This is a genomic window from Pseudomonas sp. GL-B-19 (assembly GCF_019956415.1).
GTDB lineage: Bacteria > Pseudomonadota > Gammaproteobacteria > Pseudomonadales > Pseudomonadaceae > Aquipseudomonas.
This window is the reverse complement of record NZ_JAHBDK010000042.1, coordinates 123,752-136,375: the sequence shown is the minus strand read 5'-3', so window position 1 is coordinate 136,375 and position 12,624 is coordinate 123,752. Positions and strand designations below refer to the sequence as shown.

The 12,624-nt window shown below is 59.4% G+C and carries 11 protein-coding genes; 4 read left to right on the top strand and 7 right to left on the bottom strand.

Features of this window, described 5'->3' with window-relative positions; all coding sequences use genetic code 11:
- The first annotated feature begins 13 nt into the window (after nucleotides 1-13).
- On the top strand, nucleotides 14-766 hold the full coding sequence (locus KGB06_RS17710) for a DUF2059 domain-containing protein (protein WP_223517897.1): 753 nt from the start codon (nucleotides 14-16) through the stop codon (nucleotides 764-766).
- 104 nt (nucleotides 767-870) lie between these two features.
- Here KGB06_RS17710 and KGB06_RS17705 read toward each other — a convergent pair whose 3' ends face one another.
- The gene (locus KGB06_RS17705) at nucleotides 871-1,818 is read right to left on the bottom strand and encodes an alpha/beta hydrolase (RefSeq protein WP_223517892.1); all 948 of its coding nucleotides are present in this window, start codon (nucleotides 1,816-1,818) and stop codon (nucleotides 871-873) included.
- Between the two features lie 97 nt (nucleotides 1,819-1,915).
- On the opposite strand from KGB06_RS17705, the gene KGB06_RS17700 reads away from it, so the two are divergent.
- Nucleotides 1,916-2,494 (top strand): DUF6436 domain-containing protein, encoded by a 579-nt coding sequence (locus KGB06_RS17700; protein ID WP_223517889.1) that lies wholly within the window; start codon nucleotides 1,916-1,918, stop codon nucleotides 2,492-2,494.
- A gap of 103 nt (nucleotides 2,495-2,597) precedes the next feature.
- Nucleotides 2,598-5,009: a penicillin acylase family protein gene (locus KGB06_RS17695; protein WP_223517886.1), complete on the top strand. Its 2,412-nt coding sequence runs from the start codon at nucleotides 2,598-2,600 to the stop codon at nucleotides 5,007-5,009.
- A 52-nt stretch (nucleotides 5,010-5,061) separates the two neighbouring features.
- On the opposite strand, the gene KGB06_RS17690 is transcribed toward KGB06_RS17695, so the two are convergent.
- Nucleotides 5,062-6,027 carry a GlxA family transcriptional regulator gene (locus KGB06_RS17690; protein WP_223517883.1) on the bottom strand — a complete coding sequence of 322 codons (966 nt, stop codon included), beginning with the start codon at nucleotides 6,025-6,027 and terminating at the stop codon, nucleotides 5,062-5,064.
- Between the two features lie 355 nt (nucleotides 6,028-6,382).
- On the opposite strand from KGB06_RS17690, the gene KGB06_RS17685 reads away from it, so the two are divergent.
- Entirely contained in the window at nucleotides 6,383-7,024 is a 642-nt protein-coding gene (locus KGB06_RS17685) for an HD domain-containing protein (protein ID WP_223517874.1), read from the top strand.
- Between the two features lie 79 nt (nucleotides 7,025-7,103).
- Here KGB06_RS17685 and KGB06_RS17680 read toward each other — a convergent pair whose 3' ends face one another.
- The 5 genes from KGB06_RS17680 to KGB06_RS17660 form a co-directional block, all read right to left on the bottom strand.
- Nucleotides 7,104-7,994 (bottom strand): ABC transporter permease subunit, encoded by an 891-nt coding sequence (locus tag KGB06_RS17680; RefSeq protein ID WP_223517872.1) that lies wholly within the window; start codon nucleotides 7,992-7,994, stop codon nucleotides 7,104-7,106.
- On the bottom strand, nucleotides 7,991-8,872 hold the full coding sequence (locus KGB06_RS17675) for an ABC transporter permease subunit (RefSeq protein ID WP_317849414.1): 882 nt from the start codon (nucleotides 8,870-8,872) through the stop codon (nucleotides 7,991-7,993). Before KGB06_RS17675 ends, KGB06_RS17680 begins: the two co-directional genes overlap by 4 nt.
- A gap of 35 nt (nucleotides 8,873-8,907) precedes the next feature.
- On the bottom strand, nucleotides 8,908-10,050 hold the full coding sequence (locus KGB06_RS17670; RefSeq protein ID WP_223517868.1) for an ABC transporter ATP-binding protein: 1,143 nt from the start codon (nucleotides 10,048-10,050) through the stop codon (nucleotides 8,908-8,910).
- A 73-nt stretch (nucleotides 10,051-10,123) separates the two neighbouring features.
- The gene (locus KGB06_RS17665) at nucleotides 10,124-11,221 is read right to left on the bottom strand and encodes a polyamine ABC transporter substrate-binding protein (RefSeq protein ID WP_317849412.1); all 1,098 of its coding nucleotides are present in this window, start codon (nucleotides 11,219-11,221) and stop codon (nucleotides 10,124-10,126) included.
- 237 nt (nucleotides 11,222-11,458) lie between these two features.
- Entirely contained in the window at nucleotides 11,459-12,556 is a 1,098-nt protein-coding gene (locus KGB06_RS17660; RefSeq protein WP_223518202.1) for a polyamine ABC transporter substrate-binding protein, read from the bottom strand.
- Nucleotides 12,557-12,624: the final 68 nt, after the last annotated feature.

The window sequence follows — 12,624 nt, the reverse complement described above, 5'->3', positions numbered from 1 at the left end:
GACAGGAGTCCCTATGCGCCGGTTGCTTTTTTCACTGTTGATGCTCTGTGTTTTGCCCGCTTGGGCAGACGGCCACGACCAGTTGTACAAGGTCGCCGGCTGGCCAGAGCAACGCGCGCATTTCAACGATGCTCTCACGGCCGCACAAAAACGCTACGAGAGCAGCCTGCCACCCGCGGTGTTTCAAGCACTGGTCAATAACAGCAATCAGCGTTTCGCTGCCCAGTCCGTCGATCAGCGTGCCGAAGCGCAAATGCGCAAGAGTCTCGCCGACCCCAAACCCGCACTGACCTTCTTTCAATCGCCCCTTGGCAAAAAGGTCGTTGCTGCCGAACTGCTGGCAACCCGTCGCGACCAATTGGCGAAAAACGCCAAGGGTCTGCCGAAGATTCAGGCCAGCGACAGCCGTCAGTTGATCATCGGCCATCTGGCCCAGGCCCTGCCCGCCCGCGAGGCGGGGGCTGAAGTCAGCCTGGCGATTGCAGGCGTTGCGGCCGACAGCCTGAGTTCAATGATCCCAGGGTTGCTCGGTGGTGGTCAGGCGCAAGGGATGTTGAACGGTCAGCGTCAGCGCTTGATGGACCAGATCGGCAGCGACCTGAACAACACGTTGCTGTATGTCTATCGCGACCTTTCGGATGACGAACTGGAAGAGTTCGCCACGTTTGCCGAGTCCACCGAGGGCCAGGCTTATTACCAGGCGGCGCTGGCGGCGATTCGGGCGGGGTTGGCGGTGGGGCAACCTGCTTCGAATTTGGCCCAGTAATTGTTGGTGTCTGTGAAGGCCCCTTCGCTGGCAAGCCAGCTCCTACAGGGGAACGCATTCCAACTGTAGGAGCTGGCTTGCCAGCGAAGGGGCCAGAACTGTCGCTACAGATTCCGGCCTTTGATCCGCTTGGTCAAAAACCCGAAATACTCCTCCCGCATCACCAGCGTCTCATTCGCCAGATGATGCCGTGCCTCTGGCAACATCAACACCTGAGGCCGGTCGAACTTGGCCTTCAACACCTCAAGGTTATGCTCCCAATCCACCGTCATGTCCGCCTGCCCCTGCACGATCAGCGGCCGACGCGGGCTGTTCGGTGCGGCCTCGATTTGCTTGATCCAGCGCGCCAACGCCCCGACCCACGCCGTTGGCAGACGCTGCGGCTGCAAAGGATCGGCCTGGAGGAACGGCAAGAAATCAGGGTCGTTGGAGTTCTCGCTAAAGCGCCGGGCGATGGCTTTGACGAAAGGTTTGAGCAGGTAATAGCTGAGCTTTGACCAACCCCAGGCACGCGGCCTGACCAGGGGTGACAATAGAATCACCTGACCTTGAGCGGGGCTGTTCGCGCCTTGATTGAGCACATGATCAATCACGATCGCCCCGCCCGTGCTCTGCCCGCACAGGTGCCACGGCTGCGGCAGGTCGATGGACAACGCCTCGGCGAACAAGCCTTCCAGCGTGTCCTGATACTCGGCGAATTCCTTGATGCTCGCCCGCTCGCCGCTGGACAGACCATGCCCCGGCAGGTCGCAGGCGATCACGGCGAACCCCTGATCCAGCGCCCACTCGATCACATGGCGGTAGAGCCCGGTGTGATCGTAGAACCCGTGGAACATAAACAACGTCGCCTTCGCCCGCTCAGGCCACCAGTACTGACTGACCAATTCATAGCCATCGATCTCGAAACGCCCCAGCCCCCCGCGCAGCGTACGACCCGGAAAATCCAGCCCGTAAAAACGCTGATATGCCATGGCCTCGGTCGACAGCGCCTGCCCTTCGGCCAATGGCCGCAGGCTGGCGCGCAAGTGATCGGGGGCAAAAGTGGCGGACATGAAGGATTCCAGAGCGTTAAACAGACTTTATAGGCCTGCGATATTCATCTGTCGCAGCAAGCATGGCAAGCTAGCCGACCTTCGAGGATTCAAACCCATGCGTCCGGCCTACCGCACCCCACTGCTTGCCAGCCTGCTCGCCCTCGTGTGTGCCGGCGTTTTGTGGGCCGCATATGACTGGTTTCAGGGGCGCTACTTGCGCGCGTTCAGCGAACACACCGCGGTGTTTTCCGGCGACCCGTTGCGCCTGCCCGACGACCTCGCCGGCCCCGGCGCCATCCGTCTGGTGCACTTCTGGGACCCGGCCTGCCCGTGCAACGTCGGCAACCAACAACACTTGAGCGAACTGGTTGAGCGCTATGTGCCGCAAGGCGTTGAGTTTTACGCCGTGCAAAAACCCGGCAGTCACGGCCAGCTACCCACCACGCTGAGCAGCCTGAAAACCATCAACGTGCTGCCTGGCGCCGAACAGATCCCCGCCAGCCCGGCCGTAGCGATCTGGGACCGCAGCGGCAAACTGGCCTATTTCGGTCCGTACAGCGAAGGCCTGACCTGCAATTCGAACAACAGCTTTATCGAACCCATTCTGCAAGCACTGAGCGAAGGGCGCGCGGTGAGCGCAACCCATACGCTGGCCATCGGTTGCTACTGCCCTTGGCCGGTGGAAGTGAAGTAAGGCATTCCTGACTTTTGCAGGACCGCAATGCCCGACACAGAAGGTCTGTGTTACATGTTTGCAGCCCACACGGGCGGCAATCCTATAAGAACAAGGAGTCACCATGAAACGCGTCCTGACCGTACTTGCCTCGCTGGTAGTCGTGCTCACCATCGGGGTCGGCGGGTACGTGTACAGCAAGCAACCGACGCGCCAGGGCCAAGTGGAATTGCAACGCCTGCAAAGCTCGGTGACCGTGCGCTACGACGAGCGCGGCGTACCGCATATTCGCGCTGAAAACGAAATCGACCTCTACCGTACCCTCGGCTATGTGCAGACCCAGGACCGCTTGTTCCAGATGGAAGCCATGCGGCGCCTGGCCCGTGGTGAACTGGCGGAAATCCTCGGCCCGAAACTGATCGACACCGACAAACTGTTCCGCAGCCTGCGTATTCGTGAACGTGCCGCAAGCTATGTGGCCGCGCTGGATCGGCAGTCGCCGGCATGGAAGGCCCTGGAAGCCTATCTGGACGGGATCAATCAATATCAGGACAGCCACGCTGCGCCCGCCGAGTTCGACGTGCTGGGCATCCACAAACGCCCGTTCACGGCTGAAGACAGCATCAGCGTCGCCGGTTACATGGCGTACAGCTTTGCCGCAGCGTTTCGCACCGAACCCTTGCTGACGTTTGTGCGCGACCAACTGGGCGCCGACTACCTGAACATCTTCGACCTCGACTGGCAGCCCAAAGGCGTGTTGGCCGAGGGGCATTCCAAATCTGCTCCAGCACTGTCCGCCAGTGACTGGAAAGACCTCAACGCTCTTGCCCGCTTGAGCGAACAGGCGCTGGCCGACAATGGCCTGCCACAATTCGAGGGCAGTAACGCCTGGGTGATTGCCGGCAACCGCACCAAAAGCGCCAAGCCACTGCTGGCCGGCGACCCGCATATTCGCTTCTCGGTGCCGGCGGTCTGGTACGAGGCGCAACTCTCGACGCCAGGCTTTGAACTGTACGGCCACCATCAGGCGCTGGTGCCGTTTGCGTTTCTGGGCCACAACCTGGATTTCGGCTGGAGCCTGACCATGTTCCAGAACGATGATCTGGACCTGATCGCCGAGAAGACCAACCCGGACAACCCCAATCAGGTCTGGTATCGCGGCAAGTGGGTGGACATGGTCACCACCGAGCAACAGATCGCCGTGAAGGGCCAGGCACCGGTCAAGCTGACGCTACGTCAATCGCCCCACGGGCCGATCATCAACGACGCACTCGGCACGGCGGCCGGCAAGACGCCGGTGGCCATGTGGTGGGCTTTCCTTGAAACACCAAACCCGATTCTCGAAGGCTTCTACCAGCTCAACCGCGCCGACACCCTGGCCAAGGCGCGCACCGCAGCCGCCAAGGTTCAGGCGCCGGGGTTGAACATTGTCTACGCCAACGCCAAGGGTGACATCGGCTGGTGGGCCTCGGCGCTACTGCCTAAACGCGCGGTTGGGGTGAAGCCCGGTTTCATCCTCGACGGCAGCACCAATCAGCCGGACAAGGACGGCTTCTACCCGTTCAGCGCCAACCCGCAAGAAGAAAACCCGGCACGCGGCTACATCGTCTCGGCCAACTTCCAACCGCTGTCGCCGACCGGCATGGAAATTCCGGGCTACTACAACCTCGCCGATCGCGGCCAGCAACTCAATCACCAGCTCAGCGACAAAAACGTGAAGTGGGACATCGACGCCAGCAAGAAGCTGCAACTGGGCACCACCACTGCCTACGCCCCCCGTCTGTTGGCGCCGTTGTTGCCGGTGCTGCGTGAGGTGGTGAGCGATCCCGCAGAACTCAAGCTGGTGGAGCAACTGGCGCAGTGGACAGGCGACTACCCGCTCGACTCCACCAGCGCCACGCTGTTCAACCAGTTCCTGTTCAACCTGGCCGACGCAACGATGCACGATGAGCTGGGGAATGATTTTTTCGAGACCTTGCTCTCGACCCGGGTGATCGACACTGCACTGCCACGACTGGCTGCCACGCCTGATTCACCGTGGTGGGACAACCGCAACACCCTCGACAAGGAAACCCGGGCCGATACGGTCAAGGTTGCCTGGCAAGCGAGCATCGCTCACCTCAAGACCACCCTGGGTGCGGATTCGGCGCAGTGGCAGTGGGGCAAGGCACATACCCTGACGCATGGCCATCCACTGGGCATGCAGAAGCCGCTGGACCGGATCTTCAACGTCGGGCCGTTCGCCGCACCCGGCACGCATGAAGTACCGAACAACCTCTCGGCCAAAATCGGCCCGGCGCCCTGGCCGGTGACTTACGGCCCGTCGACGCGGCGCCTGGTCGACTTTGCCGACCCGGCTCACAGCCTGACCATCAACCCGGTCGGCCAGAGCGGCGTACCGTTCGACAGCCACTACGACGACCAGGCCGAGGCGTATGTCGAAGGGGTTTACTACGAAGCGCATTTCAACAACGAAGAAGTCACGGCCAATACGCGTAGCACGCTGAAATTTTTGCCAGCGCGAGATGTGCCGTAGATTTTCGGTGCCTGCTCGCGAAGAGGCCTAACCAGACAACAACAATTTGTGTTCAAACCATCGCAGCAAAATTCCGTCTGAACTGCTGCGGCGTTACCCCCAGCCTGCGGTTGAACACGCTGCGCATGTGCTGGGCATCGCGAAATCCACATTGGTAGGCCACGGTCTTGAGCGGCGAATGCGTGCTCTCCAGCAGCACTCGCGCCGCATCCACCCTCGCCCGCTCGACGAACTCCGCCGGGGTGATTTTTGCTTCCTTGGCGAACACCCGGGAAAAATTGCGCGAGCTCATGTTGGCCGCAATCGCCAGGTCAGCAAGGGTCAGATCGCCTGTAAGGTTGGCTAGCACGTAGAGCTGAACCATCGCCACGACAGAAGTGGGTTCAGCGTGGGGCATCAGAAACGGGCTGAACTGAGATTGCCCGCCCGAACGCTGAGTGAACACCACCAGACGCTTGGCCACGTTCAACGCAACGTCCGGCCCGTGGTCCCTGGCCAGTAAATACAACGACAAGTCGATTCCCGCGGTGACACCGGCGGAGGTATAGAGCTCGCCGTCCTGCACGTACAAGCGATCCGCCTCGACCCGGGTCGACGGACACAACTGTGCCAGAGCGGCAGCGTCGCCCCAGTGGGTCGTCACGGTTCGTCCATCGAGCAATCCGGCCCGGGCGAGTATGAACGCGCCATTGCAGATCGAGCCAAAGCGTTGTGCCCGCGCGCAGGCACCCCGCAGCCAGGCATCGAACGCGCCGCCAAAATCCATGAACGGCAACTGCGGCCCACCGGCCACCAGCAGCAAGTCATACGCCTCTATCGCCTCGCTGAAATGCGTGTGGGCATTGAGCGACAGACCGTTGGAACACGGCATTACTCCGCGCCCGACGCCGATCACCTCCAGCCGATAGTGGTCTTGCGGCTCGAGAAAACGATTGGCTTCAGAAAACACATCCATGGGACCGGTGACGTCCAGGGACTGAACGCCGGCGAAGACCACGATGGCGATGGTTTTACTCATGGCGAGAAACGCCCTCAATTGTTAGCCATTACACGACCTGTAGCAGCTGCCGAGCCTGCGAGGCTGCGTTCGGCTGCGAAGCAGTCGTGAAATCAAGCGCCTCGGTCTTACAGATAAACCGCATTTTCAGGGTTTACGACTGCTGCGCAGCCGAACGCAGCCTCGCAGGCTCGGCAGCTGCTACGGGGCTGCGTGGTCCATCAAACTTAGCCAATCCACGCACAACAAGCGAGGTTGGCGCGATATGCAGGTTCATTGGCAAGGATCGCAGCCATGGATCGATTGTCCACTTCCGGGGGCCAGCACAGACTTTGCCCATCAGCGCCGCCACGGCGTTCCCCGCGAGGACAGCACCATGAGCAGCAACATTGCCGGTATCAACATCCCCGACAGCGCACTGGCCAAGGCCACCACCGAATACATCCGCGACGTCGAATCCGACCTGCTGTATCACCACTCGCGCCGGGTGTTTTTGTTCGGTGCCTTGAGCGGCGAGCGCAAGCAACTGGCCTATAACCCGGAACTGTTGTACGTCGGCGCGATGTTCCATGACCTCGGCCTGGTGGAAGGTCATCGCAGCGATGACGAGCGTTTTGAAGTCGACAGCGCCAACGCCGCCAAAGCGTTCCTCAAGCCTTTCGGGCTAAACGACGACGATATCGAGCAGGTCTGGTTGTCGATTGCGCTGCACACCACACCGGGCGTGCCACAGCACTTGCGGCCGAACGTGGCGCTGGTGACCGCAGGCGTTGAAATGGACGTGTTGGGCATCGACTACGCGGCGTTTTCCACCGAGCAGCGTGAGGCGGTGGTGCATGCGCATCCACGGGGTGAAGGGTTCAAGGAGTGCATCCTGTGTGCGTTCGCCAACGGCTTCAAGCATAAGCCGGACACTACGTTCGGCACGGTGAATGCGGATGTGCTGGTCGACAGCGAGGCGGGGTTCAAGCCGATGGACTTCGTCGAGATCATCCGCCAATCCCCTTGGATTGCCTAAACCAAATGTGGGAGCGGGCTTGCTCGCTCCCACATTGGAACTGGGTTGACCACATGAATGTGGTCAACCCGCATCAAGCTCAGGCCGCTTCCGGCGCCTGCGCGCGGCGCACGTCCGGTTGTTTCCAGGAGTCGGCAGCGCCTTCTTCGATGGCTTGTTGAATCGCACGCTTGCGGCTTTCTTCGGCGCGGCGGCTGAAGAACCAGACCAGGAAGGTCACGATCGACACCGCCAGCAGAATCAGGCTGGCCACGGCGTTGATCTCAGGCTTCACGCCCAGGCGTACCGCCGAGAACACTTCCATCGGCAGGGTCGTGGAACCCGGCCCCGACACGAAGCTCGCCAGCACCAGGTCATCCAGCGACAGGGCAAACGACATCATGCCGCCTGCCGCCAGCGATGGCGCAATCATCGGGATGGTGATCAGGAAGAACACCTTGAATGGCTTGGCCCCGAGGTCCATGGCCGCTTCTTCAATGGACAGGTCCAGCTCACGCAAGCGGGCGGAAACGACCACCGCGACATAGGCGGCACAAAAGGTCGTGTGCGCGATCCAGATGGTGATGATGCCGCGTTCCTGTGGCCAACCGATCATCTGCGCCATCGCCACGAACAGCAGCAACAACGACAGACCGGTGATCACTTCGGGCATCACCAACGGCGCGGTAACGAGGCCGCCAAACAGCGTGCGACCCTTGAAGCGTGTGATGCGGGTCAGCACAAACGCCGCCAACGTACCGAGTGCGACCGCTGCCACCGCCGTGTAGCAGGCGATTTCCAGCGAGCGCACCACCGAGCCCATCAGTTGGGTGTTGTCGAGCAGGCCGACGTACCACTTGATCGACCAGCCGCCCCACACTGTCACCAGTTTCGAGGCGTTGAACGAGTAGATCACCAGGATCAGCATCGGTGCGTAGATAAACAGCAAACCGGACACCAGCATCAGGCTGGAGAATCTGAAGCGCTTCATTCTTTGCCCTCCATTTCTTTGGCCTGACTACGGTTGAACAGGATGATCGGCACAATCAGGATCGCCAGCATCACCACCGCCAGGGCAGACGCCACCGGCCAGTCACGGTTGTTGAAGAACTCTTGCCACAGCACTTTACCGATCATCAGGGTTTCCGGACCGCCGAGCAGTTCCGGGATCACGAACTCGCCCACCACCGGAATGAACACCAGCATGCAGCCGGCGACGATCCCGTTCTTGGACAGTGGAATGGTGATCTTCCAGAAGCTGTTGAAGGTGCTCGAACCGAGGTCCGAGGCGGCTTCCAGCAGACTGTGGTCGTGCTTCACCAGGTTGGCGTAGAGCGGCAGGATCATGAACGGCAGATAGGAGTAAACGACACCAATGTAGACCGCGAGGTTGGTGTTGAGGATCTGCAGCGGTTCGTTGATCCAGCCCATGCTCATCAGGAAACCGTTGAGCAAACCGTTGTTACTGAGGATGCCCATCCACGCATACACGCGAATCAGGATCGCGGTCCAGGTCGGCATCATGATCAGCAGCACCAGCACCGTTTGCATCTCTTTACGGGCACTGGCAATGGCGTAGGCCATGGGGTAACCGATCAGCAGGCAAAGGACGGTGCTGATCAGCGCCATCTTCAACGAGCCGAGGTAGGCTGCGATGTACAACTCGTCGCCCGCCAGCATCGCGTAGTTGGCGAGGTTGAGCAGCACCTGCAACTTCTGGTCGACGAAGTTGTAAATCTCGGTGTACGGCGGAATGGCCACGTCGGCTTCGGCGAAGCTGATCTTCAAGACGATGAAGAACGGCAACATGAAGAACATGAACAACCAGATGAACGGAACCCCGATGACCAACTGGCGGCCACCGGGAATTATTCGATTGAGGCGGCGTTTGAATTTGCGCATGTTCATGAGCGAAGTACCACGCCGCTGTCGTCTTCCCAATACACGAAAACCTGGTCACCCCAGGTTGGGCGCTGACCGCGGCGCTCGGCGTTAGCGACGAACGACTGGACGATCTTGCCGCTCGGCAATTCGACGTAGAACACCGAGTGACCACCGAGGTAGGCAATGTCGTGCACCTTGCCGCTGGACCAGTTGTATTCGCAGGTCGGCATGATCGGCGTCACCAGCAGTTTTTCCGGACGGATCGCGTAGGTCACGGATTTGTCCTGCACCGAGGTGCTGATGCCGTGGCCCACATAGATCTGACGGTCCAGGTCCTTGCAGGTGATGGTGGCGTGGCCTTCGGCGTCGTCGATCACTTCACCGTCGAAGATGTTGACGTTGCCGATGAACTCGCAGACCAGACGGCTGGTCGGGGTTTCGTAGATGTCGATCGGGCTGCCGATCTGGGCGATCCAGCCCAGGTGCATAATCGCAATGCGCTCGGCCATGGTCATGGCCTCTTCCTGATCGTGGGTCACCATGACGCAGGTTACACCGACGCGCTCGATGATCTCGACCAGCTCAAGCTGCATCTGCGAGCGCAGCTTTTTGTCCAGTGCGCCCATCGGTTCGTCGAGCAGCAACAGCTTCGGTCGCTTGGCCAGCGAACGCGCCAGTGCCACACGTTGACGCTGGCCACCGGACAGCTGATGCGGCTTGCGCTTGGCGAACTGGCTCATCTGTACCAGCTTGAGCATGTCGGCCACGCGCGCATCGACTTCAGCCGCGGGCAGCTTGTCCTGCTTGAGGCCGAAGGCGATGTTCTGCGCCACGGTCATGTGCGGGAACAAGGCGTACGACTGGAACATCATGTTGATCGGCCGCTCGTACGGCGGCATGTCGGTGATGTCTACGCCATCGAGGAAAATCCGCCCTTCGGTCGGTCGCTCGAAGCCGGCGAGCATACGCAGCAACGTGGATTTGCCCGATCCCGAGCCGCCGAGCAGGGCGAAAATTTCACCTTTCTTGATTTCCAGGGACACATCGTCCACGGCAATCGTCTCGTCGAACTTCTTCGTGACCCGGTCGATTTTGACCAGCACCTGTTTAGGTGACTGGTCGCCCTCGAGGGCTTTCTTATAGGCGCCGGAGGCAACTGCCATTTACGAAACTCCCAGAAAAAAAGAGTGCAGTTCGCTCAAGGTGAGCCAACCTTGGATAGTTTGAGCCCTGAAGCTATTTACCCGACTTGACCTTGGTCCAGCTGCGGGTCATCAAACGTTGAATGTTTGGTGGTAACTCGACCGACACGTAAGTCTTGTCGAGGACGGCTTGCGGTGGATACACCGACTCATCGGTGCGGATGGACTGTTCCATCAGTTTGTCCGAGCCGGGGTTGGGGTTCGCATAGCCAACAGAATCACTGACTTGTGCGATCACCTCGGGTTTCAACAAATAGTTGATGAAGGCGTGGGCCTCTTTGACGTTGGCCGAATCCTTGGGAATCGCCAGCATGTCGAACCACAACGCGCCACCCTCTTTGGGAATGGTGTAGGCAACGTTTACGCCTTTGCCGGCCTCTTCCGCCCGGGCCTTGGCCTGGAACATGTCACCGGAGAAACCGATGGCGATGCAGATGTCGCCGTTGGCCAGGTCCGAGATGTACTTGGACGAATGGAAGTACGTGACGTAAGGCCGCACCGCCAGCAATTTGGCTTCAGCCTTTTTGTAATCTTCGGGGTTAGTGCTGTTGGCGTTCAGGCCCATGTAGTTGAGGACCGTTGGCATCATTTCATCGGCAGAATCGAGGAACGCTACGCCGCAGCCGTGCAGTTTCTTGATGTTTTCCGGCTCGAACACCACATCCCAGGAGTCGATCTTGTCGACACCCAGTACCGCCTTGATTTTTTCGACGTTGTAACCGATGCCGTTAGTACCCCACAGGTAGGGAACAGCGTAAAGATTACCCGGATCGTTTTGCTCCAGACGCTTGAGCAGCACCGGATCAAGGTTGGAATAGTTAGTCAGCTTCGACTTGTCGAGCTTCTGGAAAGCGCCCGCCTTGATCTGCTTGCCGAGGAAGTGGTTGGACGGCACGACGACGTCGTAACCGGTACGCCCGGCCAGCAACTTGCCTTCCAGGGTTTCGTTGGAATCGAAAACGTCATAAACCGGCTTGATGCCGGTCTCTTTCTGGAAGTCCGCCAGGGTCGTCGGACCGATGTAATCCGACCAGTTATAAATATGCACAGTGCCGGCGGCCTGGACACTAACGGCAAGCGTCAGCCCGGCGCCAACCAGCATGGCATTGCGAAACAAAGAAAAAATTGGCAAGTGGAGGTCCTCTAAAATGAGTTGGGCCCAAGTTGCCCCGCGTTACATGACAGCCATGGCTGCCCGGCAACAAAACCGGCGCGCAACTTACCCTCGAAAAACCGTTCCAGCAAACTTTATGAAGATCTGTAGCAGCTGCCGCAGGCTGCGTTCAACTGCGAAGCAGTTGTGCTGTTGAAAACGCGGAGGTCCTTCGGACCTCAACGCAGCCTTCGGCAGCTGCTACAAATTTACTTCTTATTTACCCGATTTGATCTTGGTCCAGCTGCGAGTCAGGAGCCGCTGGGTCGCGGCCGGCAAGTCGGCAATCGCGTACAGCTTGGCCAGCACGTCCGCTGGCGGGTAGATGCCTGGATCGCTGGTGATGTCTTTATCAACCAACGGTGTGGCGGCCGCGTTACCGTTCGGGAAGCGCACGGCGTTGGTGATTTCCGCCATGATTTCCGGCTTCATCAGGAAGTTCATGAACTTGTAGGCGCCTTCAACGTTTTCGGCATCTTTAGGCATGGCGACCATGTCATAGAAGCTGCCCGCACCTTCTTTCGGAATGTTGTAGCTGACTTTCACCTTGTCACCGGCTTCAGCCGCGCGGGACTTGGCCTGGTAAATGTCACCCGAATAACCCACGGCTACGCAGATGTTGCCGTTGGCCAGGTCAGAGATGTACTTGGACGAGTGGAAGTAAGCGATCGAAGGACGGACCTTCATGATCAGCGCTTCGGCTTTGTCGATGTCTTCTTTCTTCTGGCTGTCGGTTGGCAGGCCCAGGTAGTGCAACGCTACCGGAATCATCTCGGTTGGCGAGTCCAGCAAGCTGATACCGCACGACTTCAGCTTGGCAGCGTTTTCAGGTTTGAAGATCAGGTCCCAGGAGTTGGTCGGCGCATCGGCACCCAGTGCAGCCTTGACCTTCTCGGCGTTGAAACCGATACCGATCGAACCCCACATATACGGGAAGGCGTGTTCGTTGCCCGGGTCACTCACCGATACCGCTTTGAGCAGCTCAGGGTTCAGGTTTTTCCAGTTAGGCAGCTTGGACTTGTCCAGTTTCTGGTAAACGCCAGCCTTGATTTGCTTGGCCAGGAAGTTGTTCGACGGCACGACGATGTCGTAACCGGACTTGCCCGCCAGCAATTTGGCTTCCAGGGTTTCGTTGCTGTCGAAGACGTCGTAGACCACTTTGATGCCCGACTCGTCTTCAAACTTCTTGACGGTGTCCGGTGCGATGTAGTCGGACCAGTTGTACACGTGAAGAACCTTGTCGTCCGCCTGAACTGCACCCGCCATCACGCCCATCAGGGACATGGCGAGAAGGGTCTTGCCAGCTATCTTCATACCTAATGCCTTCATCGGTAATGCTCCAATTTTTTCTTTTTAACCACGTGCTCAGCGGCCTTTCCTGG

Excerpts from the sequence above, each read along its gene's own strand:
- KGB06_RS17710 (WP_223517897.1), top strand. The coding sequence starts at position 14 with ATGCGCCGGTTGCTTTTTTCACTGTTGATGCTCTGTGTTTTGCCCGCT.
- KGB06_RS17705 (WP_223517892.1), bottom strand. The coding sequence starts at position 1,818 with ATGTCCGCCACTTTTGCCCCCGATCACTTGCGCGCCAGCCTGCGGCCA.
- KGB06_RS17700 (WP_223517889.1), top strand. The coding sequence starts at position 1,916 with ATGCGTCCGGCCTACCGCACCCCACTGCTTGCCAGCCTGCTCGCCCTC.
- KGB06_RS17695 (WP_223517886.1), top strand. The coding sequence starts at position 2,598 with ATGAAACGCGTCCTGACCGTACTTGCCTCGCTGGTAGTCGTGCTCACC.
- KGB06_RS17690 (WP_223517883.1), bottom strand. The coding sequence starts at position 6,027 with ATGAGTAAAACCATCGCCATCGTGGTCTTCGCCGGCGTTCAGTCCCTG.
- KGB06_RS17685 (WP_223517874.1), top strand. The coding sequence starts at position 6,383 with ATGAGCAGCAACATTGCCGGTATCAACATCCCCGACAGCGCACTGGCC.
- KGB06_RS17680 (WP_223517872.1), bottom strand. The coding sequence starts at position 7,994 with ATGAAGCGCTTCAGATTCTCCAGCCTGATGCTGGTGTCCGGTTTGCTG.
- KGB06_RS17670 (WP_223517868.1), bottom strand. The coding sequence starts at position 10,050 with ATGGCAGTTGCCTCCGGCGCCTATAAGAAAGCCCTCGAGGGCGACCAG.
- KGB06_RS17660 (WP_223518202.1), bottom strand. The coding sequence starts at position 12,556 with ATGAAGATAGCTGGCAAGACCCTTCTCGCCATGTCCCTGATGGGCGTG.